The 23,260-nt window shown below is 62.7% G+C and carries 22 protein-coding genes; 9 read left to right on the top strand and 13 right to left on the bottom strand.

Features of this window, described 5'->3' with window-relative positions; all coding sequences use genetic code 11:
• Nucleotides 1-15: 15 nt before the first annotated feature.
• The 5 genes from pcaG to mdlC form a co-directional block, all read right to left on the bottom strand.
• Complete coding sequence (pcaG, locus tag ACGK9R_RS14415) at nucleotides 16-648, bottom strand: protocatechuate 3,4-dioxygenase subunit alpha (protein ID WP_394582435.1); 633 nt, start codon at nucleotides 646-648, stop codon at nucleotides 16-18.
• 16 nt (nucleotides 649-664) lie between these two features.
• Complete coding sequence (gene pcaH / locus ACGK9R_RS14410; RefSeq protein ID WP_394582433.1) at nucleotides 665-1,387, bottom strand: protocatechuate 3,4-dioxygenase subunit beta; 723 nt, start codon at nucleotides 1,385-1,387, stop codon at nucleotides 665-667.
• Between the two features lie 126 nt (nucleotides 1,388-1,513).
• Nucleotides 1,514-2,452, bottom strand: a complete 939-nt coding sequence (gene pcaQ, locus ACGK9R_RS14405) for a pca operon transcription factor PcaQ (protein WP_394582431.1) — start codon at nucleotides 2,450-2,452, stop codon at nucleotides 1,514-1,516.
• 65 nt (nucleotides 2,453-2,517) lie between these two features.
• Nucleotides 2,518-3,534 (bottom strand): TRAP transporter substrate-binding protein, encoded by a 1,017-nt coding sequence (locus tag ACGK9R_RS14400; protein WP_394582429.1) that lies wholly within the window; start codon nucleotides 3,532-3,534, stop codon nucleotides 2,518-2,520.
• Between the two features lie 75 nt (nucleotides 3,535-3,609).
• Entirely contained in the window at nucleotides 3,610-5,190 is a 1,581-nt protein-coding gene (gene mdlC, locus ACGK9R_RS14395; RefSeq protein WP_394582427.1) for a benzoylformate decarboxylase, read from the bottom strand.
• Nucleotides 5,191-5,292: 102 nt separating this feature from the next.
• On the opposite strand from mdlC, the gene ACGK9R_RS14390 reads away from it, so the two are divergent.
• Entirely contained in the window at nucleotides 5,293-6,192 is a 900-nt protein-coding gene (locus ACGK9R_RS14390) for a LysR substrate-binding domain-containing protein (RefSeq protein WP_394582425.1), read from the top strand.
• An 83-nt stretch (nucleotides 6,193-6,275) separates the two neighbouring features.
• Here ACGK9R_RS14390 and ACGK9R_RS14385 read toward each other — a convergent pair whose 3' ends face one another.
• The 7 genes from ACGK9R_RS14385 to ACGK9R_RS14355 all read right to left on the bottom strand — a co-directional run bounded on the left by ACGK9R_RS14385 (nucleotide 6,276) and on the right by ACGK9R_RS14355 (nucleotide 14,139).
• Nucleotides 6,276-7,727 carry an aldehyde dehydrogenase gene (locus ACGK9R_RS14385; RefSeq protein WP_394582423.1) on the bottom strand — a complete coding sequence of 484 codons (1,452 nt, stop codon included), beginning with the start codon at nucleotides 7,725-7,727 and terminating at the stop codon, nucleotides 6,276-6,278.
• A gap of 57 nt (nucleotides 7,728-7,784) precedes the next feature.
• Entirely contained in the window at nucleotides 7,785-8,954 is a 1,170-nt protein-coding gene (locus ACGK9R_RS14380; RefSeq protein ID WP_394582421.1) for an alpha/beta fold hydrolase, read from the bottom strand.
• Between the two features lie 11 nt (nucleotides 8,955-8,965).
• Nucleotides 8,966-10,168 (bottom strand): 3-oxoadipyl-CoA thiolase, encoded by a 1,203-nt coding sequence (gene pcaF / locus ACGK9R_RS14375; RefSeq protein WP_394582419.1) that lies wholly within the window; start codon nucleotides 10,166-10,168, stop codon nucleotides 8,966-8,968.
• Between the two features lie 9 nt (nucleotides 10,169-10,177).
• Nucleotides 10,178-10,951: a CoA-transferase subunit beta gene (locus tag ACGK9R_RS14370; RefSeq protein WP_394582417.1), complete on the bottom strand. Its 774-nt coding sequence runs from the start codon at nucleotides 10,949-10,951 to the stop codon at nucleotides 10,178-10,180.
• A complete protein-coding gene (locus ACGK9R_RS14365; protein ID WP_394582415.1) occupies nucleotides 10,948-11,769 on the bottom strand; it encodes a CoA transferase subunit A in 822 nt (273 codons plus the stop codon). Before ACGK9R_RS14365 ends, ACGK9R_RS14370 begins: the two co-directional genes overlap by 4 nt.
• A gap of 214 nt (nucleotides 11,770-11,983) precedes the next feature.
• A complete protein-coding gene (locus ACGK9R_RS14360; RefSeq protein ID WP_394582413.1) occupies nucleotides 11,984-13,279 on the bottom strand; it encodes an adenylosuccinate lyase family protein in 1,296 nt (431 codons plus the stop codon).
• Nucleotides 13,280-13,464: 185 nt separating this feature from the next.
• A complete protein-coding gene (locus tag ACGK9R_RS14355; protein ID WP_394582411.1) occupies nucleotides 13,465-14,139 on the bottom strand; it encodes a TetR/AcrR family transcriptional regulator in 675 nt (224 codons plus the stop codon).
• Between the two features lie 164 nt (nucleotides 14,140-14,303).
• Between ACGK9R_RS14355 and ACGK9R_RS14350 the strand changes: the two genes are divergently transcribed.
• The 6 genes from ACGK9R_RS14350 (at nucleotide 14,304) to ACGK9R_RS14325 (ending at nucleotide 20,992) form a co-directional block, all read left to right on the top strand.
• Nucleotides 14,304-15,338, top strand: coding sequence for a DctP family TRAP transporter solute-binding subunit (locus ACGK9R_RS14350; protein ID WP_394582409.1), 1,035 nt, complete (start codon nucleotides 14,304-14,306; stop codon nucleotides 15,336-15,338).
• Between the two features lie 82 nt (nucleotides 15,339-15,420).
• Nucleotides 15,421-15,915, top strand: a complete 495-nt coding sequence (locus ACGK9R_RS14345) for a TRAP transporter small permease (RefSeq protein WP_394582407.1) — start codon at nucleotides 15,421-15,423, stop codon at nucleotides 15,913-15,915.
• Nucleotides 15,912-17,177, top strand: a complete 1,266-nt coding sequence (locus ACGK9R_RS14340) for a TRAP transporter large permease (RefSeq protein ID WP_394582405.1) — start codon at nucleotides 15,912-15,914, stop codon at nucleotides 17,175-17,177. Before ACGK9R_RS14345 ends, ACGK9R_RS14340 begins: the two co-directional genes overlap by 4 nt.
• Before the next feature lie 25 nt (nucleotides 17,178-17,202).
• Nucleotides 17,203-19,089 (top strand): bifunctional sugar phosphate isomerase/epimerase/4-hydroxyphenylpyruvate dioxygenase family protein, encoded by a 1,887-nt coding sequence (locus ACGK9R_RS14335; protein ID WP_394582403.1) that lies wholly within the window; start codon nucleotides 17,203-17,205, stop codon nucleotides 19,087-19,089.
• Nucleotides 19,086-19,955 carry a shikimate dehydrogenase family protein gene (locus ACGK9R_RS14330; RefSeq protein WP_394582401.1) on the top strand — a complete coding sequence of 290 codons (870 nt, stop codon included), beginning with the start codon at nucleotides 19,086-19,088 and terminating at the stop codon, nucleotides 19,953-19,955. Before ACGK9R_RS14335 ends, ACGK9R_RS14330 begins: the two co-directional genes overlap by 4 nt.
• A gap of 89 nt (nucleotides 19,956-20,044) precedes the next feature.
• Nucleotides 20,045-20,992, top strand: a complete 948-nt coding sequence (locus ACGK9R_RS14325; RefSeq protein ID WP_394582399.1) for an AEC family transporter — start codon at nucleotides 20,045-20,047, stop codon at nucleotides 20,990-20,992.
• A 10-nt stretch (nucleotides 20,993-21,002) separates the two neighbouring features.
• Here the strand turns inward: ACGK9R_RS14325 and aroQ are convergent, their stop codons facing one another.
• Nucleotides 21,003-21,446 (bottom strand): type II 3-dehydroquinate dehydratase, encoded by a 444-nt coding sequence (gene aroQ, locus ACGK9R_RS14320; protein WP_394582397.1) that lies wholly within the window; start codon nucleotides 21,444-21,446, stop codon nucleotides 21,003-21,005.
• Nucleotides 21,447-21,587: 141 nt separating this feature from the next.
• Between aroQ and ACGK9R_RS14315 the strand changes: the two genes are divergently transcribed.
• The gene (locus tag ACGK9R_RS14315; protein ID WP_394582395.1) at nucleotides 21,588-22,382 is read left to right on the top strand and encodes an IclR family transcriptional regulator C-terminal domain-containing protein; all 795 of its coding nucleotides are present in this window, start codon (nucleotides 21,588-21,590) and stop codon (nucleotides 22,380-22,382) included.
• A complete protein-coding gene (locus tag ACGK9R_RS14310; RefSeq protein ID WP_394582393.1) occupies nucleotides 22,379-23,233 on the top strand; it encodes a DUF72 domain-containing protein in 855 nt (284 codons plus the stop codon). Before ACGK9R_RS14315 ends, ACGK9R_RS14310 begins: the two co-directional genes overlap by 4 nt.
• Nucleotides 23,234-23,260: the final 27 nt, after the last annotated feature.

Here is a 23,260-nt window from a genome sequence, read left to right as displayed (position 1 = left end):
TATCCGGCTGGAGGCTCAAAAATCGAAAAAGAGCGTCTCACCCGGGCCCTGCAGGCGAATGTCGAAGCGGTAGCGCACTACCCCGTTCGCCTCTTCTCGCCTGGCGATCAGCGTTTGACGACGGCTATCCGATTCGACGCGGGACAGCACCGGGCACGCCGCGTTGGCATCAACTTCGTCGTCGAAGTAGAGCCGGGTCTGCAGGTGGATATTGATCCCCCTGGCGAAGACCGCAAGGTTGATATGCGGCGCCATCGGCTTGCCGCTAGGGTGGAGCACCGCGCCGGGCTTAATGGTTTTCAGCGACCACTCGCTGTTCTCTTCCGCCATGCTGGCGGTCCGTCCGAAGCTGTTGAAATCTTTACGTAAATCGTAATGCGATTGATAAACGCCATCCGCATCGGCCTGCCAGGCCTCCAGAAAGGCGTCGCGCACCAGGTCACCGTTGCCGTCGATCACGGTGCCGCGAATCTCGATGTGCTCACCCTGGGCGCCGGGCCTGGCCATCTCATTCCAGATCTCTTCATCGCGCTCCGGGTTGCCCGCGGCGGCGGGTGCCAGGCCGATATGAACGTAAGGCCCGGCGGTTTGCGAGGCGGTCTCACGCAGCATCAGCTCGTGCATCGGCTGGGTGTTGGGCTGTTTCATGGTGGTTTCCCCTGCCTTACTGGTTTTCAAAGTAGGTCTGTAGCGCGCCACGCACGACGATGTCGAAGCGGTAGGCGAGACAGTCCATCGGCCGGCTCTGGGCCATGTCCAGCCGCCCGATCATCGTTTCCACGGCCTCGGGGTCGTTGAGCGTATGCACGATCGGGCACAGCGGAATCAGCGGGTCGCCTTCGAAATACATCTGTGTAATCAAGCGCGTGGAGATCGACTCACCGGTGACCGACACGTGGATATGCGCCGGTCGCCAGCTGTTGACATCGTTGGGCCAAGGGTAGGGGCCGGGCTTGATGGTGCGAAAACGGTAAAAGCCCTGGTCATCGGTCAAACAGCGCCCCACCCCGCCGAAGTGCGGGTCCAGCGGCGCCAGGTAGGCGTCCTTCTTGTGGCGGTAACGCCCGCCGGCGTTGGCCTGCCACATCTCCACCAGCGTATGCGGCACGGGCTTGCCGAACTGGTCGACCACGCGGCCGTACATGATGATCCGTTCCCCCTGGGGCAGCCCTTCGCCCTGGGTAAAGTTCATCAACAGGTCGTTGTCGTAACGCCCCATGCGCAGGTGGCGAAAGTCCGGGCCGGTCAGCTCCGAGGCGGTTGGCTGTTGCAGGCTCATCAGCGCCTGCTGGGGCGAGCGCGCCACCGAGGTCTTGTAGCCGGGGGCGTAGGCCGGAGGGTGCCAGTTACGATCACGGGTCACGAAGCGGTTATTGTGCTGAGTCATGGAAGAGGCTCTTGATGGCGTTATATGATCGGCCAGGCCTGCGCCGGTAAACCGCGAGTGTGGCGCGCTGCCTCACGTTTGCCAATTGAAGAGTCATGGCCGCCCATAACCCATGGGTTATGGGCGCTAGGACCTTTGTCGAATGCGCTCTGCAGCGACCTGGCGCAGCGTTTCGCAAAACGCGTCGCGGTTCATCGAGGCCTCCATGCTCGCGTTGGTGCAGATTCCTACCGACCCGCCGTGGGGCTCGAAGGGCAGCGCAACCTCGACGAGTTCGCCCTTTTCGAGTTCGCCAATCACCGCCTCGCGTGGGGCGATCCAGAGCGCGTCGCTTTCCAGCGTATAGCGTTGGCTGACTGGTAGCGACAGCGTTTCAAGTAACAGCGGTGGCAGAGTAATGGCGTGGCGCACGCAGAAGCTGTCCACCTGCTGGCGCAGCGTGGTCTGCGGCGGCGGTAGTGCCCAGGGGTAGTCGACGAGCTGGTCGGCAGCGACCGGCGCTACTCGGGCCAGCGGATGGCCACGGCGGGCGACAATCACAAGGGGCTCGTAATAGAGATGCTCGAAGTAGAGATCGCCGATCTCCCGCGCCTCGGTCATCCGGCCCACCACCATATCCAACTCGCCCAAGCGCAAACGCGAAAGCAGATAGGCGCTGGACCCGGTCACGACCGAGACGCCAATTTCCCTCACGCCAAGCGGTGGTGCGGCATGAAAGCGCTGGATCGCCAGCGGCAGTAAACGGCTTTCGACGGTAGAGAGCGCCCCCACCCGTAGCCAGCGGGTGCCGCGATGGCCGTCGCCAATGGCCCCTACGCCTTCATCGAGTGCTCGTAGCGCGGGACCAGCGTGGCGCAAAAGCGTCAGCCCCGCTTGGCTAAGCGAAACGCCCTGGTTCCCCCGTTCGAACAGCGGTGTTTCGAGAATTTCCTCGAGCTCGCGGATCGCCTTGGAGATCCCCGGCTGGCTGATCGAAAGCGCCTCGGCGGCGCGAGCGAAACTGCGCCGCTTGGCGACTTCGAGAAACGCCGTCAGGTGGCGCAGTTTGATACGGGCGTTCAGCATGGCGCTCTATCCGCGAAACGAAAGCGCTACCATCGCCGATTCACGCGCGCATGAAAACCATCGCGTTACTCGCCGCACTCATCGCGCAGGGTTAGCGCACGCTCATAAACCTCGCGAGCGTTCTCCAGCCCGCGCTCCTCGAGTCGCGTCAGATAGCGCTCGGTGCCCTCCTCCAGCGGCCCCGCCCACATCGGGTCACTGAGCGGGTCCTCAACGGTATGGATGGTATCACCCTGCTCCAGCGCCTCTTCGCGGCCCACCGCGTCAAGGTGGTGATATACCTCGCCAGCCACCTGGGACCACGTCATCCCGCTGTGCTGATCGATTACCGCACGCGCTTGGTCGGAAAGCGCCTCATAAGCGTCGCGATTCATCACCGCCATCACCGCGCCGGAGTAGTAAGGCACTTCCAGGTGGTAATCGACCAGCTCGTTGATTCCGAACACGCGCATCGCCTCCCAGGGGAAGCTCAAGCCGTCCATTACTCCGCGCTGAAGCGAGGTGTAGATATCCGGGGCCGGCATGCCGATCGGGTTGGCCCCCAGGCTCGACAGCATTTCTCCGGCCACGTCGCTTGGCCGGCGAATGCGCAGCCCCGCCAGATCCGAAGGCGACTGGATATCGGTGCTACGTGTATGCAGGTACGCCGGCCCCGTGGTGAACAGAAATAGCACCTTAACGTCCTGGTACTCATTGTCGATGAGCCCCTCGTCAAACATCGTTTGCAGAATACAGGAGCCCTGAGTGGCGCTGCTGGAGACGCCCGGCAGTTGCACGATCTCGGAGAGCGGGAAGCGTCCAGCGGTATAGCCCTGAAGCGAAGCGGCGATGTCAGAAATGCCGTCGACCGCTCCCTGATAGGCATGATCCGGTTTGCTAAGCGTGCCAGAGGGAAATATCTGAACGTCGAGCTCTCCCTGGGAGGCCTCTTCGACGCTGTCGGCCCAGACCTCGAAGATCTCCTTGTGAACGGCGGAGGCCGACGGCCAGAAGTGAGACAGGCGCAGCGTTTCACCGTGAGCGGCCAATGATACGGTGGCGGCCAGCGTTACGATGAAACCTTGTGAGATGGCACGTTTCATTAGGTCATCCTCTTTTTGTCGTTGTAAAGCGATGGTCGTGATTGGCGTGTCGCAAAAGCGTGGCGGCGCCCGCCACTAGGTCTGTAAGGTGGGTACCTCGATCAGCAGCGGTGCATCCATGGCCAGGCCCTTTCTCAGCGCGGCCTCCAGGCTCTCCCGATTGCTGGCGCATACCGCCTCCACGCCATAGCCGTTGGCCAGCGCGCAGAAGTCAATATCGGGCACGTCGAGCCCAGGCGCATCCTCCGCCTGCATGTGCCTGGCAAAGCCGCGCAGTGCGCCGTAGGTGCCGTTCTTCAGGATGATGAAGACCACCGGAACGCGGTACTGCGCGGCACTCCAGAGCGCCGTGATGGCGTAGTTGGCAGAGCCATCCCCCACCAGGCCGATCACCTGACGCTCGGGTCGGGCAAGTTTGACGCCCACCGCCGCCGGTAGGCCGAAACCGAGCCCACCCGCAGCGGGGAAGAAGTAGCTGCCGGGGTGGCGCATCTCGACCCGCTCCCAGAAGATCTCCACCGTCGAAGTGGCTTCCTTGACGTAGATAGTATCTTCCGGCGCCAAGGCGTTGACCGCCTCGAACACGTTGGCCGGAGCCATTCGACCCTCCTCGTCCACCACCGGGCCGGGCGCGGGAAGCGCGTCGGGCATTGGCCGCTCGCTCGTCTGCAGCTGCGCCAACAGCGCGTCGAGCATGTCGTGTACGCCGCCCACATAGGCTTCGCCCATCGGTGCCCGAGCGGCTTCGTCCGCGTCCGAGGTAACGTGTACAAGGCGCGCTCCGTCCGGCAGGTAATATCCTGGCGCGTACTTGTGATAGCGAAATACCGGCGCACCTACGACAACGACTAGATCATGACCACCGAGTTGCTCACTGATTCCTGCGATGGCCGCTGGGAGCACGCCGCGAAAGCAGGGATGGCGATTGGGGAACGGGCAGCGCGACGCAGACGGCGCCACCCATACCGGCATTTTCAGGCGCTCGGCAAGCTCGACGGTCAGCGCATTGGCCTGCTCGGCATCGACTTCCGGTCCCAGCACCAGCACCGGATTGGACGCTACCTGAAGGCGCTGAGCCAACTGTTCGACCTGTGCCACCTGCGGTACCTGGGCATGATGTAACTCACGCTCTAGCAGATGCCTGGCGTCATCGCCGGTCTCATGTTGCCAGTCGTCGTGGGGAATCGAGACGTAGACCGGGCCCCGGGGTCGCGCGTTCGCACTGTGGATCGCCTGGCTCAGCGCTCGCGGCGTATCTTCGGCGCAGGCCGGTTCATAGCTCCACTTGACCAGCGGCCGGGGCAGCTGTGGTGCATCCACGTTGGCGAGCATCGATTCCACGCCGATCATCGAGCGCGCCTGTTGACCGGCAGTCAGCACCAGCGGCGAATGGGAGTACCATGCGTTGGTCAGCGCTCCCATGGCGTTGCCGGTGCCCGCAGCAGCGTGCAGGTTGACGAAGGCGGGCTTACCGCTTGCCAGCGCGTAACCGTCCGCCATTCCGGCCACCACGCCTTCATGCAGGCCCAGGATGTACTCGAAATCCGCTGGCATATCCTTGAGAAACGGCAGCTCGTTGGACCCTGGATTACCGAAAATTTTGGTGATTCCCTGGCGGCGCAGGAGTTCATAGGTTATCGCGTGAACGCTGGGCATCGGCTGCTCCTGTCTGGATTTGTTTCCTTTACGCTAGCGGGCCGGCCTATAATCAATCAAATCAATATTATTTCTTATTAAAATAGATGAGGATTATAGATAATGGCGCAGGTCGATCTGAATCTGATGCGCACCCTGGTGATGCTGTATGAAACCGGCAGCGTGACCCAGGCCGCCGAGCAGCTTTACGTGACCCAGCCGTCGGTCAGCTACGCCTTGAGCCGGCTCCGTGAGCTGTTCGACGACCGGCTGTTCGTGCGTACCGCCCGAGGCATGGAGCCCACCACGGTGGCGCACCAGCTCTATCCTTCGCTGAAAGAGGCCCTGCGCCAGATCAACGACACCATCGACGGCAGCCGTCACTTTACGCCCGAGCGCTGCAAGCTCCGTTTTCACCTGGCGCTGACCGATCTGGGGGAAATGGCGCTACTGCCTGCCATTTTGCAATCCTTCTACGCCCAGGCGCCCGGGGCCGAGCTCGAGGTCGTACCGCTGGAAATCGACAAGGCGCGAGAGTGGCTAACGACCGGGAAGGTCAACGCGGTGATCTGTAGCCGAACGCTCGGCGGCGCTGGTATCGACAAGCAGGTGCTGCTTGAGGATCGCTATGTTTGCCTACTCGACCGTCAAGGCGGCGCAGCCGACGATTTGAGCTTAGAGCGATTCATTCATGGCCGACACGTATCGATCGCCTCCTCATCGGGCCACGGCCTGGTCGAGGAGGTGATGGCTCAGCGCGGCATCGAGCGCAAGGTGAGCCTGTCGCTTTCGCACTTCTCGGTACTGCCGCAGGTTCTGAAGGGCAGCGACCTTATCGCGATCCTGCCGCTGCAGATCGCCGCACGTTTCGCGGATGCCAGTCTCACGGTTCACGAGCTGCCCTTCGCGGTGCCTGGCTTCGAGGTGGCGCTGCACTGGCACGCCCAACCCCGTCGCGCGGCGTCCCAGCGCTGGTTCTGCGCGACTCTGATCAACGCCGTCACCGCCGCGCAGCGAGCGTAGCGCGGGTGTAGCTCAGTGCAAAAAAGCGGCGCACTTGGCGCCGCTTTCAGGGTGGTGACTAGAGGTGGGCCAGGGCGTTAGCCTCAAATAGGGTAGTGGCGCGGGCCGGTCTGAAGTGTCATCCAGCGCAGATCGGTGAACTCCTCGATCACCGCCTTGCCGCCGAACCGGCCGTAGCCGCTGTTTTTAACGCCGCCAAACGGCATCTGAGGCTCGTCGTGCACCGTGGGCGCGTTGATATGACAGATGCCGGTGACGATCTGGCTGGCCACACGCAGTCCGCGGGCGCTATCACGCGTGAATACCGCGCCGGAGAGGCCGTACTCGCTATCGTTGGCGATGCGAATCGCCTCCTCCTCGCCCTTGACGCGAATCATGGCGACCAGCGGCCCAAAGGACTCCTCAGCGTACAAACGCATCTCGGTGGTCACGCCATCGAGCAGGGTGGGCTGCATGACCACGCCTTCCGCCTTTCCGCCACACGTGAGCCGCGCGCCCTTGCCGGTAGCGTCATCGATCAGCTCGTTGAGCTTGTCGCCGGAAGCGGCACTCACCAGCGTACCGAGCGCGTTGTTCTCATCGCGCGGATCCCCGGCGCGCAAGGTCTTCGCTTTCGTCGCGAGCTTCTGGACGAACTCGTCGGCCACGGCCTCATCGACGATCAAGCGCTCGGTGGACATGCAGATCTGGCCCTGGTTGAAGAAGGCGCCAAAGGCCGCCGCCTCCACCGCCGCGTCGACATCGGCATCGTCGAGCACGAGAAACGGCGCCTTGCCGCCCAGTTCGAGCAGCGCAGGCTTCAAGTGCCTTGCCGCCTGCTCGGCGATGATCCGCCCCACGTGGGTCGAGCCGGTGAAGTTGACTCGCCGCACCGCCGGGTGCTCGACCAGCGCGCTCACCACCTCCGCCGCCTTGGCCGGATCGTTGTGGATGACGTTGACCACGCCGTCGCCCAAGCCCGCCTCAACGAGCACCTCGCCGATCAGCGCGTGGGTGTGGGGGCACATTTCCGAGGCTTTCAGGATGACGCTATTGCCGCAGGCCAGCGGCCCGGCCAGCGCCCGCGTACCGAGGATGATCGGCGCATTCCAGGGCGCGATACCGACCACCACGCCGCAGGGTACGCGCACGCCCATCGCCAGGTTGTTCGGCACGTTGGAGGGAATTACATCCCCCTGGATCTGGGTGGAGATTGAGGCCGCCTCGCGCAGCACGTTGGCTGCCACCATGACGTTGAAACCGGCCCAGCCCGGCGTGGCGCCGGTTTCATCGACCATGGTATCAATAAACGCTTGCTGGCGCGCCTCCATCAGGTCGGCGGCCTTGTTGAGTTTGGCGCGCCGCTCGCCCGGGCCCGTTTGCGACCAGGTCTTGAACGCGCGCTCGGCCGCCTCCACGGCGCGGCCGACGTCGGCAGGCGACGCCGCCGCCGTCCGAGTAACCTTCTCACCGCTGAGTGGATTACAGCGATCAAAAGTGGTGCCCTCCGTGGCGGGGCACGACTGGCCGTCGATCAATAGCTGAACTGTGGTCATGGCATGGCTCCGATAAATACATGAATTGTTATTGGTGTCAGGTCGACGGTGCGACGCTCACCCCCCCCAGCCCAGCTCCTTGGCCAGCGCAAAGGCGTGATTGGCTGCCGGTACGCCGCCATAGATGGCCACGTGCATGAGCACCTGGCGAAGCTCCGCCTCGCGCAAACCGATACGTTGAGCCGTTTTCAGATGCAGCGTCAGCTCTTCACGGCCAAGCGCCGCCAAGATGCCGGTGGTGATCATGCTGCGTTCGCGCCGGGTCAGATCCTCGTTGCTCCAGAGTTCTCCCCAGGCCAGGCGCGTGATCATCTGCTGGAAGGGCGTATCCAGGCTGTTGGCGTTGGCGGTGGAGCGCTCGACGTGGGCCTCGCCCAGCACCTCTTTGCGCGTTTCAAGGCCGGTGGCATAGGCCACCCCGTCGTTGGCGACGTCGCCAAGCTCTCTGGCCATGGCGCCCAGGAGCGTCTCGGCAAAGCGCTCGGGCGCCTCGACCGAGGGCACGTGCCCCACGTTGTCGAAGATCTCGAGCGGCGCACCGCCGAGTTCGTCGGCCAGCGCTTGCAGCGTATCCGGGGGGGTGGCGAGGTCGTCGCTGCCGCCCAGCAGTTGGCTCTTCACACCTTTACCGGCCAGTTGCCCGGTGAAGGTATCGCGTCCCAGCATCTCGCACAGCTGCGCGTAGGATTCATCGTCGCCGCGCCCCATCTGCACGCACCAGCCCGCTTTGAGCGCAGGGCTCGCCTCCAGCGCTTGGGGGCCGAACCAGCGCGGCACGATCTCCTGAGCCATGGCGGCGAGCCCTTCGTCGCGTACTCGGGCGGCGCGGGTGTTCCAGAGCTCGGGATTGCCGATCACCGCGCCGGTATTGGTCAGCGTGGCCGAGAGTAGCCGGTCACCGTACGCCTTGACCAGTTGCTGTCCGATGACCCCACCGATGGAGGTGCCAACGAAGTGAAAGCGCTCGACTCCCGCCTGCTCGACCAGCGTTAGCGCGTCCTGAGCGAGATCCGAGGGCGTGATGCGCTCGCCGCTCACCGCCTGGCTTGCGCCGTGGCCGGGTAGATCCCAGGTGAGCACCCGGTAGCGCGGCAACAGCGCCGGGAGAACGTCATCCCACACCGCCTGGCTCATGCCCAGCGGATGCGCCAGCACCACCAGCGGATTCGTTTGGGCGCCGAGCAGCCGATAGGCGACGCTGCGGCCGTTCATATCCAGATAGGCCATGAAAACCTCCTTCAGGCGCGTTCGATCAGCGTGGCGATGCCTTGGCCGACGCCGACGCACATGGTGCACAGCGCGAAGCGCTTGCCGCTTTGCTGTAACTCATGGGCGGCGGTGAGCAGAAGCCGCGCGCCGGACATGCCGAGCGGGTGGCCCAGCGCAATCGCGCCACCGTTGGGGTTGACCCGCGGGTCGTCGTCTTCAAGGCCCAGATCGCGCATGCAGGCCAGCGCCTGGGCGGCGAAGGCTTCATTGAACTCAAAGACATCGATGTCGTCGAGCAATACGCCGGTACGCGCCAGAAGCTTTTTCACCGCCGGCACCGGGCCGTAGCCCATGATGCGCGGCTCGACCCCGGCGGTGGCCATACCAATGATCTTCGCCATCGGCGTGAGGCCGTGCTGTTTCACCGCCTTTTCGCTTGCCACCAGCATGGCGGCGGCGCCGTCGTTGACCCCGGAGGCGTTGCCGGCGGTGACGCTTCCGCCGTTACGAAACGGCGTGGGGAGCCCGGCGAGCTTCTCCAGCGTCGTTTCCCGCGGGTGCTCGTCGGTATCGAAGACCAGCGGCTCCTGCTTGCGGCGGGGAATCTCGATGGCGGTGATTTCACGCGCGAAACGCCCCGCTTTTTGAGCGGCAGCGGCTTTTTGCTGGGAACGTAGTGCAAAGGCGTCCTGGTCTTCACGGGAAATGTCGAACTGCTCGGCGACGTTTTCCGCCGTTTCCGGCATGGAGTCGATGCCGAAGGATTTTTTCATCACCGGGTTCACGAAGCGCCAGCCAATGGTGGTGTCCTCGATCTTCTGGCTCCGGGAGTAGGCGCTGTCCGCCTTGCCCATCACGTAAGGCGCGCGGGACATCGACTCCACGCCGCCGGCGAGGGCCAGCGCCATCTCACCCGCCTTGATGGCACGAAACGCGGTGCCCACGGCATCCATACCCGAGCCGCACAGCCGGTTCATGGTGGTGCCGGGCACGCTGGTGGGAATGCCCGCCAGCAGCGACGACATGCGCGCCACGTTGCGGTTGTCTTCGCCGGCCTGATTGGCGCAGCCCATGAAGACCTCCTCGATGGCGGCCGGGTCGAGCTCCGGGGCCTCACTCAGCACCGCCTTGAAAATCGTCGCGGCCATATCGTCCGGACGTACCGGCGCGAGGGTGCCACCGAAGCGGCCGATCGCCGTGCGGCGGGGGTGGCAAAGAAACACATCGCTCATGAGTCGCTCCTACTGCCCGGCGTGGGCGCGTTCGGTGCGCGTTTTCAGCTCGCGCAGAATGGTCAGTTCGTTCTCGCTAGGCTCGGGCGTGCTGTCGAGCTGCTCGGCGAAGCGAATGTCCCAGCCGGTGGCCTCGATAACGTCTTCGCGCGTGACGCCCGGGTGCAGCGACACCACGACCAGCTCTTTGGTCTCGGGGTCGGGCTTCATCACGCAGAGATCGGTGATCACGCGGCTCGGACCCTTGCCGATGTTGGGCACGCCATCGCGGCCCTTGCCGTCGCGGCCAAAGCCCAGGGTGGTGACGAAATCGACCCTGTCGACGAAGGCGCGTTTGGAGTGCTTGAGGGTGATGAACACTTCGCCGGCGTTGGTGGCGATCTCCGGCGCGCCGCCGCCGCCGGGCAGGCGCACTTTCGGCGCGCGGTAGTCGCCGATCAGCGTGGTGTTGAGATTGCAGTACTTGTCGATCTGGGCGGTACCCAGAAAGCCGACGTCGACCTTGCCGCCCTGCAGCCAGTAGCGAAACATCTCCGGCACCGCCACGGTGGTCAACGCGGTTTCGGCCAGTTCGCCATCGCCGATCGAGAGCGGCAGCACGTTGGGTTTGGTTTGCAGCGTGCCGGATTCGTAGATCAGCACCACGTCCGGGGCGTGGGTGAGCCGCGCCAGGTTGGCGGCTTCCGATGGGAGCCCGATTCCCACGAAGCAGGTGGTACCGTTGGCCAGCGCCCGCGCGGCGGTGACCGTCATCATTTCAGAAGAGGTGTACTCGAGACTCATTGGGCGCTCTCCCCTGTTTGATGCACGTTGTCTTCGATCCACTGGGTGAAGGTATCGCGGTCACGGGCGATGGCGTCCCACTCCTTGTAGAAGCGGTTGCTGCGCCCGTAATAGCCGTGAGTATAGGAGGGCAGCGCGCCTTTTTCGGCGACCGCAATCGCACTGATCGCCCAGCCGGGAATCACGCAGGCGTTGGGGTGAGCAGCGAGATCGTCGACGACCTCCTCGACCGTGACGATGCTGTGCCTGGCGGCCAGTACGGCCTCTTTCTGTACGCCGACGATGCCCTCGACCAGCACGTTACCCTGGCGGTCCGCCCGCTGGGCGTGAATGATCGAGACGTCCGGGCGCACCGAAGGCACGGCGGCCAGCCGCTCGCCGGTGAACGGGCACTCGATGAACTTGATCTGGTCGTTGACGCTGGGCAATTCGCTTCCCACGTAGCCGCGAAAGACCGCCAGCGGCAGGCCCGCCGCACCGGCCTCGAAGGCGCAGGCCATGGCGGCGTGGCTATGTTCAAGAATCTCGACCTGATGCGGCCAGCCCTTCTCGACGGCGTCGCGCAGCCGGTGCAACGAGCCCACGCCCGGATTCCCGCCCCAGGAGAAGATCACTTTTTTGGCGCAGCCCGCGCCGATCAGTTGATCGTAGATGATGTCCGGGGTCATGCGGATCAGGGTGAGATCGCGCTTTTGCTGGCGAATCACTTCGTGACCCGCCGCGAAGGGGATGAGATGGGTAAAGCCTTCCATGGCAACGGTAGCGCCGTTTTCAACGAAGCGCGCCACCGCGTCATGCAGGCTGAGGAACTCGGCCATGGGATTGCCTCTTGGGTCCAGTTATTCGCTCCTGCGATCCGTACGGGTAGATCGCAGCGGCTGAAATGTTCGCATAACGAACTTAGATTCTTTATACGAACAAGTTACTGCGACCGCGAAGAGGCGTCAAACCCTATACCTCGACAAGAGACTTACTCGAAATGTAAGGCCATCAATCAAACGCCTGATTTAACCTTTTATTATTAATAGATTATCAGTTAGACAGCCATTTTTTGGCGCGTGCCACCTGCGCGGAACTACTACCAAGGTATAGGGCGGGGTCGCACGCTTTTCGTAGTTCATCCTTACTGACGCCTTGGGCCACTTCCGGGTCATCGGCCAGCACCTCGGCGTAGGGTTGCCCTGTTCGGCGAGCGCTCTCGGCGGCCTCGGCGGCAACGCGTTTGGCGCCATCCTGCCCCAGCACCGGTGCCAGCAGCCTGGCGACCGGCTCGGCCATGATGCCGCCACCCGTCGCGGCCAGATTACGCTGCATGGCCTCGGGGTAAACGTTCAGGCCTTCGAGCAGCGTGGCGGCCTGCTCGAGCGCGCCTTCGACGAACAGCACGCTCTCTACCAGCGGTGCCCATTCGGCGTGCCACTCGCCCAGGCCCCGCTCCAGCGGCTGGGCGTTGGCGTTGATCAGCACGCTGGCGTGGCCGTAAACCTGCCGCGCGGCGCCACGGATCAGCGCACAGCGCACCGGGTTGCGCTTGTGGGGCATGGAGGAAGATTCGCCCATGCCCGGGGCAGCGGGCTCGGCGACTTCGCCCACTTCGGTCTGAGTCAAAAGCGATATATCCAGGGCCAGCTTGTCCAGCGCTCCGGCGGTTTGGGAAAGCGCCGCGCTCAGCGCCTGAATCGGCTGGCGATCGGTGTGCCAAGGCAGTACCGGCGTGGCAAGCCCCAAGCGCTTTGCCAGCGCGTCCATCCAGTCAAGCCCTTGGGTATCCCAGCCCGAATGCACCCCCACGGCGCCGCCAAACTGGACCGGCAGCTCGAGTTCGCTCAATCGGCGTCGCGCCTGCTCGAGCCCTATCGCCCAGTGGGCCACCTTGACGCCGAAGGTGATGGGCAGCGCCTGCTGCATCAGCGTGCGCCCCACCATGGGGGTTTGCGCGTATTCGTCCATTAGCGCGATGGCGGCGGCGCGACAGCGCAAAAGCAGCGCATCGAGAGCCTCAAGGCGCGGCTTGATCACCAGCATCAAGGCCGAATCGACCACGTCCTGGCTCGTCGCCCCCTGGTGCCAGTAACGCTTGAGCGATTCGGGCAGGACGGCTCGGGCCGCCTTGACGAAGGGTATCGCCACATTGCCACCCTGCATGACGCCCTCGCTGATCGAGGCAACCGGGAGCTCGGCCTTCGCAAGCCAAGCGCGCATCTCGCTACTCGCGCCCGGGGGGACGTCGCCGCTTTGCTCCTGCACCTCGGCAAGGGCGAGCTCGAAGGCCACCATGGCATCGAGCAGCGCACGCTCGTCGCAGGCACCAAGGCCCGTTTGGCTCATGAAAGGGTGTTTTATCATCGTGGCGAACATGGCAGGGCCTCTAAAACGCATTCGGGTGAGCCCCAGGATAGCGCAAATCCCGGCGCACTCAAAAAAACGTACATATGTTCGTCATGCAGACGGCATGTGCGCGGAGTCGCTTTCCGGCACTCACTTGCCCGCCGCGCGCGTCAGGCCAAATCAGGTCAGGTCAGTTCCTTGCTCACATAACGCAGGACCATGTCCGTTACATGGGTGGCGAGTCTGGATTGGTTGTCGGGCGCCATTTGTTGCCAATCGAAGATTTGCGAAAAGGTATGCTGGTTCGAGACGTTGAAAAAGGAGAGCGCGCTGATCAGCCAGTGCAGTTCGCGCGGGTCGAGCCCCGGGCGAAAGCGCCCCTCCTCGACACCGCGCTGGTAGACGCGCGTCAGCGCATCGATCACCCCCGCATTGAGCGATTGGATGAGAGAGGATTGCGACAGATAGCGGCCTTGATGAATGTTTTCGATCATGACCAAGCGAATGAAGTCGGGGTTGTTGGCGTGATGATTGAAGGTAAAGCGCACCAGTCGGCTCAACGCTTCGAGCGGCGGGAAATGATCGAGTTCGAGTTCGGCCTCTTGTAAGCGCACTTTTTGATACGCGGCTTCGAGCGTATGCCGATAAAGCGTCTCTTTATCCGTGAAATAGTAGTAAATCATCCGTTTCGAGGCGCGGGTCTGCTCCGCTATCGTATCGATCCTCGCCCCCGAGAGGCCCTTTTCCGCGAACTCCCGGGTCGCCACTGCGAGGATATCCGCGCGCACCCGTTCAGGATCGTTCTTGCGCCGTCGACCCGGACGCGCCGGGCTTTTTACCTGGGAGGAAGTGGTCATCATGCGTGCCTGTCGTTGCGTGCCGTTATTGTCATGTTCGTCTTTTGTCTAGTATGCCATACGTTGACTGAACGTACCATTTCGTACATTTTAGCAAGAGCAAAGCCTACTGCACGTTTACGCCAACTCCTCCAGGCCTCTCGCCAACCGATAAGAGGACAACAACAATGTCTCTATACGCCAAGCAAATATCGCTCAAACATGCGCTCGTGTTGACCGCCGTGGCGGCAGCCGTGGGTATGGCTTCCACCGCGTCGGCTCAGACGCTGCGCTTCGCCCACGTCGACCCCGACGACTGGACCACATCGAAAAAGGGCTCGGCGGCGCAGGTCTTCAAGAACCTGGTCGAGGCGGAAACCGATTTGACCGTCGAGATCTACCCCGCCGCGTCGCTGGGCGGTGAGAACGAGCTGATCGAGGGCGCTCAGGACGGCACCATCAGCATCGCCATGGTATCGGGCTCTTACGCCAACTTCTGCCCTGCCGTTGCGGTCACCGATATTCCCTATACCTTCCCTTCCGCGCCGGTGGCCTGGTCGGTCATGGACGGTGAGTTCGGCACCGCGCTTGCCGAACACTGTCTGGAGCAAACCGGCCTGCGCACCCTGGCCTACGGTGAAACGGGTTTTCGGCATTTCACCAACTCCGTGCGCACCATCAGCTCACCCGAAGACATGCAAGGCCTGAAGTTCCGTGTCCAGACCATTCCGCTGTACCTGGAGCTGGTGCGAGCGCTGGGCGCCGAGCCGCAGGGCATCAGTTGGGGTGAAGTGCCCACGGCGCTGGCCACTGGCGTTGTCGATGGCCAGGAAAACCCCATTTCGGTGATCTATGGCAATAACTTCTACGAGTTCCAGGACTTTCTGACGCTGGATGGGCATGTCTACGGCGTGGATCATCTGCTGATCAATGACGAGATCTACCAGTCCCTCACCGAGGAAGAGCAGGCCGCCGTCAGACGTGCCGCCGTGGTGGCAGGCACTACCGGCCGCGCCATCCAGCAATTCAACTCCGCGGAAGGCATTGCCAAGCTCCAGGCAGAAGGGATGGAAGTCACCCAACCCGACGCCGAGCAGATGGAAGCCTTCCGCCAAGCGGCCCAACCGCCCGTCCAAGCGTACCTGCGCGATGAGCTGGGCGATGACGCGGAGTGGATCGATCGTCTCTCCACCGCCGTAGAGGAAGCTTCGGCGAGTTTCTAAACCCGAGACTCGAGCGTTTGGTGAACGGGCCAGCGGGCCTGTTCACCGCTTCACGTGCCTGACAAATGAAGGAAGGTACTTTATGTCACCGCTTCTCGACCGCGTGCGTCAGGGTCTGATCCTGTTCAATGCCTGCCTTGCGGGGCTCACCCTGATCCTCATCTTTCTACTCGTCGCCGGTAATGCCTTTGCCCGCTACACCTATGGCGGCTCCATTAGCTGGGGAGAAGATACCGCCATCTATCTGATGATCTATGGGCTGATGTTCGGCATGGCCTGGGCCTATCTGCAGGACAAGCATATCGGCTTCGATCTCGTCCGGCGCCTGCTTCCGCCGCGCTGGCTGCGCTGGCAGGCCGTGCTCATCGATCTCGTGGTACTGGCCGTGGGCATCGGCCTGATGGTATCAGCCGTCGAGTTCCTTGCCTCGCGCGGTGGACGCACGTCATCGAGTACCGGCATGCCCATGTGGCTTTTCCAGGCGTCGATGCTCCTGGGCGGTGGCCTGCTGGCCACGTCGGCGTTGGTCATGGGCGCATGCCGCTTGAGCGCCGATGACGAGGAGGTGGCGTCATGATTTTCGTGCTGCTGATTGCCCTGGTGCTGCTGGGCGTGCCGTTCGCCTTCGCCATCCTGGGCACCCTGACGGTGCTGATGAGCACTGGCGATCTGCCTTACCATATTCGTATCGTGTCGCAGCAGTTCTTTGGCGGCATGGCATCGTTTCCGCTACTGGCCATACCGCTTTTCATCCTCGCCGGCGAGCTGATGAACGAAGCGGGGATCACCCATCGGATCATCAACCTGGCCACCGCCATCGTGGGGCGCCTGAGGGCGGGGCTGGCTCACGTCAACATTTGGGCCTCGGTGATATTTGCCGGGCTTTCCGGGTCGGCGATCGCCGATACCTCGGCGCTGGGACGCGTCTTCATACCGTCCATGGAGAAGGAGGGCTATCCCCGTGACTTCGCCGCTGCCCTCACCGCGGCGTCTTCGGTCATCGGCCCCATCATCCCGCCGAGTATTCCGGTCATCATCTATGCCCTGACGGTCTCGGGCGTCTCGGTACCGGGTCTGTTTCTTGCGGGGGTGATACCCGGTCTGCTGCTGGCGCTTGGCCTGTCGATCTACGTCTACTTCTTTGCCGGCGACCTGGGCGCGACCCAGTCGCAACCCGCTTCACGGCGCCACGCCGTCTTGCACGGGCTTTTACCCGCGCTCATGCCGGTTTTCATCGTGGGCGCCATTCTGGCCGGTGTCGTCACTCCGACCGAGGCTGCCGCCTTCGCGGTCGTGTACGCGCTCATTCTCGGGGTGCTGCTCTATCGCAACATCAAACTGACCGATCTACCCGCCATCTTTGCCCGCGCCATGCGCGATAGCGCCGTCATCATGGTCATCATGGGGGCGGTCGCGGCCGCCAACTGGGTGCTCACCTTCGAGCGCATTCCCAACCTTTTGACCGAATGGGCGCTGACCAGCATCGATACCCAGTGGACCTTCCTGATCGCCGTCATCCTACTGCTGCTGGTCGTGGGGCTGTTTCTCGAAGGTATCGCCGCCATTCTCGTGCTCGTCCCCATTCTTCATCCTATTGCCATGGCACTGGGCATCGATCCGCTGCACTTCGGTATCGTCGTGATCTTCAATTTGATGATGGGGCTCATCACGCCGCCGATGGGGCTTTGTCTGTTCGTCGCCGACTCCGTGGCCGGGGTAGGAATGAGCGCCATCATCCGGCGCATTTTGCCCCTGCTCGCCGTGCAGTTTCTGGTTCTACTGCTGATCACGTTCGTACCTGATCTGGTCACGTTCCTGCCTCGCCTGGTGGGCTACTGATCGTCATCACTCAAGGAGCGCGACCATGTATTCATCCATCGCCACCGTCTGCCTGAGCGGTTCGCTCGAGGAAAAAATCGACGCCATCGCCCACGCAGGCTTCGAGGGCCTCGAACTCTTCGAGAACGACCTGACGGCGTTTCCCGGGACCCCGCAGGAGGCCGGGGCGCTGATTCGCGATCGCGGGCTCAAGCTCGTAACGCTGCAGCCGTTTCGTGATTTCGAAGGGCTACAGGGCCGCGCGCGCGCCAAAGCCTTCGATCGCGCGGAACGCAAGTTCGATTTGATGGAAGAGCTGGGCACCGACCTGCTCATGGCGTGCAGCACGGTTCACCCGGAGGCGCTACCGGGGTTGAGCCGCGCAGCCGACGACTTCTTCGAGCTGGGCGAGCGCGCCGCCAAGCGCAACCTGCGCGTGGCCTTCGAGGCTCTGGCCTGGGGGCGGCACATTCACGACTACCGCGACAGCTGGGAGGTGGTGCGCCGCGCCGCGCATCCCCATGTGGGGCTGGTGCTGGATACCTTTCATATCTTTTCGCGCCAGACGGAGCTTGGCACCATCGGCCGCATTCCGGGCGACCGGATCTTTCTGGTCCAGACCGCCGATGCGCCGCGGCTTTCCATGGATCATCTCTCCTGGAGCCGCCACTACCGCTGCTTTCCCGGCCAGGGCGAACTGGATATCGATAACTTCATGACCATGCTCAAGGAGACGCGCTACGACGGCCCGCTCTCCCACGAGATCTTCAACGACGTTTTCCGCATGGGCCATAGCGAGCAGACGGCGCGCGACGGCCTGCGCTCCTATCATCTGCTGCGCAGCATGCAAGGCGACAGCGACATTCCCGCGCCGCAGCCGATCGAGTCGGTGGCCTTTCTGGAGATCGCCGTCGAGCCCGATGACCTCGCGGCGCTGCGCGACATGCTGACCGCGCTGGGGATGGCGTGCGTGGGCCGCCACCACACCTTGAGCGTCGAGCGCTGGGCGGCGGGGGATGTCAATCTGGTGCTCAATAGTGAAACCAGTTTCACCGGCCGGGTACCCGGTCGCGACGCCACGGCGGTGACGGCGATCGGACTGCGGGTAGGCAACGCTTACGAGGCGTTCAAACGCGCCGACAAACTCGGTTACGATATCGTCGAACCCGAAGACGTGGGCGCCAGCCATCGCATGAGCGCCCTGCGCAACATTGACGGTAGCCTCTCCTACATCATCGATGACTCCCAGCTGAGCCGCACCTGGGACCGGGAATTCACGCTCGACGCGCAACCCGTTCCACGCGGAGCGCTGGTCGATATCGATCACATCAGCGTGGCGCTGTCGTATCACGACTATCTCTCGCTGATGCTGCAGTACCGCGCGATCTTTCAGTTGGAGACCACCCCCTCTTTCGATGTGACCGACCCGAGAGGGCTGATCCAGAGTCAGGTGCTGCAAAACCATAACGGGCGCTTTCGCTTGGCCTTCAACGCCAGCGCCTCCCCGGATACCACCAGCAACCGTTTCGTGCGCCAGTACGGCGGCTCGGGCATTCACCACGTGGCGCTGCGCACCACCTCCATGCGCGAGACCAGCGCCGCGCTGCATGAGGCCGGCACGCCGCTGCTGCCGATTCCCGGAAACTACTACCGTGATCTGGCCGCGCGTTTTGATCTCCCCGCCCAGACCCATCGCTGGATGCAGGATCACCATATCCTCTTCGACCGGGACGACGAGGGCGACTTCCACCAGCTCTATACACAACCCGGGCGCCAGGCGTTTTTCTTCGAGCTGGTACAGCGCGACGGCTACCAGGGGCTGGGCGCGCCGAACGCCTTCGTGCGCGTGACCGCCCAGCAGCGCCTGGAAGCGGAAATCGAGGCCACCGCCCCAAGAACGCCATCCGACGACACAAAAGAGAATCCCGCATGATCAAGCTCGGCCTGGTGGGCGAAGGTATCGCCCAATCGCAGTCGCCCGATTTGCACGTACGCCTGGGAGCGGCGCTGAACGAAACGGTCCGCTACGACCTGGTCGATAGCCGCGGCATCGAGAACTTCGATTTTCCCGGCGCCATCGAGACACTGCGCGCCGAGGGCTATCGCGGCACCAACGTCACCTTTCCGTTCAAGGAGCGAGCCGCCCAACTAGCGGATCTCCTCGGCGAGGGTGCTCGTCGAGTCGGGACCGCCAACACCCTACTTTTCGATGCCGACGGCCTACGCGCGGAAAATACCGACTACACCGGTTTCATTAGCGCCTATCGCCACTCGTTCGGCGACCGTCCGGCAGGCGACGTGCTCTTAATTGGGGCGGGAGGCGTAGGTCGCGCCATCGCCTGTGCGCTGGGTGAACTTGGCGCCACGACGATCCATATCCTTGAGCGCAGCGCCGATCGTGCGCAGCGTCTCAACGACGACTTAATTGCCATGGGTATCTCGGCCGATTGTGTCGACGAAGAACAGGTAAGGCATGCTTTATCGACCTGGCAAGGCGTGGTCAACTGCTCGCCCATCGGACACGTCAATCATCCCGGCTGTCCAATCGACACACGCGACCTCAGTGAGCAGCACTGGGTATTCGATGCCGTCTATATTCCAGCGCATACCGAGCTATTGATGGCAGCCTCTCACGCCAAGGCCAGCACCCTTTCAGGGGTGGATCTATTCGTTTTTCAGGGTATAGATGCGTTCAAGTTCTTCGCTCAGGAGCGCATTGATACCAAACAGGTCGATCAACACGTGATAACGCTACGCAACTATTACATTGAGCAGCTTCTTGCTTCACAAACGGCATAGTCGGCACCCGTTAGCGGCCACTGGGCACGCTAAACATAGCGTACACTGCGGTACTGCTTTGCCATGCTGAAGGGAAAGGTTCCCCTGACATGCTCGCCATTCTAACGATCACCACCCCCATTTTCCTCCTGATTGGTTCGGGGTATGCCGCGCGGCGCACGCGGTTGATCGACCACGAGCAGATGAAGGGCGTGGGCATTTTCGTCATGTATCTGGCGTTGCCTGCGCTGGTGATACGCGCACTCACCCAGCAGCCGCTGGAGGAGATTCTGCAGTTCAACTACCTGCTGGCTTACGGTCTCGGCTCGGCGCTGGTCTTTGCTTTCGGTCTGTTCGTGAGCCTGAAAATTCAGCGTGAGCCCCTGCAAACAGGGGCGATGCAGGCGCTAGGCATGGCGGCGTCCAACAGCGGTTTTATTGGCTATCCGGTCGCTGCCATGGTGATCGGCTCGCCAGCGGCGGTCATGATGGCGCTGAACATGGTAGTCGAGACGCTACTGATCATTCCCACGGCGCTGATTCTGGCCGAGATGGCCACCCATCGCAGCGCCAGCTTGGGCAAGACCCTGCGTACGACACTGCTCAATTTGAGCAAGAATCCGGTGCTGATCGGCCTATTGATGGGGCTTTTCCTGGCCATAACGCAGACACCCATTCCCAGCCCAGCTCTCAAAGCCATCGATATGCTGGCCGAGGCGGCGGGGCCAGCGGCGCTGTTCGTCATTGGCGGGGCGCTGTGCGGGCTAGAGCTCAAGGGCCTTGCCGGTCGCGTGGGGCAGATCGTGGCGGGTAAGCTGGTGCTTCATCCGTTGATCATTCTAAGTGCGTTCTTGCTGGTGCCGGGCATCGAGCCTGTCTTCATCGCGGGCGCGGTGCTGTTCGCCGCCGCGCCCATGATCAGTATCTACCCGCTTTTTGGCCAGCGCTATGGCGTTGGCGATATCAGCGCGGCGGCGTTGCTACTCGCAACAGTGGTCTCATTTTTCACACTGAGCGTTGTGATCGGGTTGCTCGACACCTCACTGTTGATTAGCTAGCGCTTATTTCCTACTTATCGGCGGCGTTGATGACAGCCTCCAGCGCCGCCACGTAGCCGTGGGTGCCGAGCCCTGCGATCACGCCATCGGCGCGCAGCGACACATAGGAGTGGTGGCGAAAAGCCTCGCGCTTGTGCACGTTGGAGATATGCACTTCGATCACTTTGCCGTCGAAGGCGTTCAGGGCATCGAGGATAGCGACCGAAGTGTGGGTATAGGCCGCCGGATTGATGATGATCGCGTGAGTGCCGTCAAGACGTGCGGCATGAATCGCATCGATCAGCGCACCTTCGTGGTTGCTCTGCTGGCAAAGAAGCTCCCAGCCAGCAAGGACCGCGATTTCGCGCAGGGTATTGTTGACGTCTTCTAGCGTCTCGTGGCCGTAGATCTCGGGCTGGCGCGTGCCGAGCAGGTTGAGATTGGGGCCGTGCAGTACGGTAATCTTGTGGGCCATGAGGCGCTCCGCAGCGGTTGAACGGTTCGTGTCGATAACTGGCGGGCGAAGTCGGAATCGAATCTAGCGAACCCGTGTTCGCTATTCGAACATTGTGCTACATTGTCGTCGCTTCATTCACCGCGCTACGAGTAGAGTGTCATGGAACACCTTTCCAAGGAAGAGACCCTCAAGCCCGACGATCGCGATTTCGTCGCCGCGCTTGCCAGCGGCCTGGACGTTATTCAGGCCTTCGATGATGCTCATCCGCGTATGACCCTGAGCGAAGTGGCCGCGCGTACCGGCATGAACCGGGCCAAGGCGCGACGTTTTCTCCTGACCTTGCATGCACTGGGCTACGTGCGTAAGCAGCAGCGCAGCTTCGAACTCGCCCCCAAGGTGCTACAACTTGGCTATGCGTTCCTGTCCGCCAACGGCTACCGCAGCGTCATTCAGCAGCACTTGGAAGAGATTACGGCGCGTATCGGTGAATCCTCATCGCTGGGCATGCTCGACGGCGACGATGTGACCTATCTTGCCCGCTCGGCGGCGCCGCATCGATTGATGGCAATTAGCCTCTCGGTCGGCACGCGCCTACCCGCTGCGCACACCTCCATGGGTCGCGTGCTGCTGGCCCAGTTGCCCGAAGACGAGCTCGACGCCTACCTCCAGCGCCTGGTACTGACGCCCTACACCGACAAGACGATCACCGACACGGCACGATTGAAAGCGGCCATCGCCGAGGTGCGCCAGCAGGGCTACGCCGTGGCCGACCAGGAGCTTGATCCGGGCTTGCGCTCGGTGGCGGTGCCCGCCTTCGATGCCAAGGGTAAGCTTTTGGGTGCACTCAACATTAGCACCAACGCCGCGCGCATCGACATGGACATGCTACTGACGACCTACTTGCCGCTACTGCAGGAGAAAGCTCGCCTGATTCGCGGCGCGATCAACGTATGATCCCACCCCTCTACCTCGGCCTGCCCATGTGGGCCAATGCGGATTGGCAGGGCACACTCTACCCGCCCCACGCAAAAACCGATCTATTGAGCGATTACGCAGCGGTGTTTTCGAGTGTCGAGGGTAATACCACCTTCTACAGCGGCGCACCGAAGGCGGAGACTATCGCCGCCTGGGCGCGCCAGGCGCCAAAGGATTTTCGCTTCTGCCTGAAACTGCCCGCGCGGGTGACTCACGAGCAGCGTTTGACTCGGCCAGACCAGGCGCTGGCCTTTCTCGAAGCGTTTGCGCCGCTGCACGATCGGCTGGGGCCGACGATGGTGCAGCTACCGCGGGATTTTGGCGTCGATGAGCTGCCCCGGCTTCAGGCGCTGCTCGAGCAGTGGCCGGCGGATTTGCCCTGCGCCGTGGAGGTACGCCATCCAGTATTTTTCCACAAGGGCGAGGCAGAAAAGGCGCTGAACCAATTGTTGATAACTTTTGGCGCCAACCGGGTGATGCTCGACGTGCGCCCGGTGTTCTCGACGCCGAGTGGCGGCCACGAGGGCCTTGCCAAGGCGCAGGGCGAAAAGCCGAGACTCCCGCTACACGTGCTTTCAACGGCGAACGAGCCGGTGATTCGTTTCATTGGCCATATTGACAAGGCGATCAATAGCCGCTACTTCACGCCCTGGATCGAGCGCCTCAAGCTGTGGATAAGTCAGGGGAAAACCCCTTTCTTGTTTGTGCATACTGCGGATAACCGCGAGTCGCCGCAGATGGCGCGCTTGCTCTATAACGCCTTGTGCGAAAACGCTTCTCTACCGCCGCTCGAGCCCTTTCCCGGCGAGACCCAGGCTCCGCTTTTTTGATCCGGTGGAGCGGCGAACGCCAGGCGA

Origin of the sequence: Halomonas sp. HNIBRBA4712 (assembly GCF_043558675.1) — a bacterium.
Lineage (GTDB): Bacteria > Pseudomonadota > Gammaproteobacteria > Pseudomonadales > Halomonadaceae > Vreelandella.
This window is presented reverse-complemented; position numbering and strand designations above follow the sequence as displayed.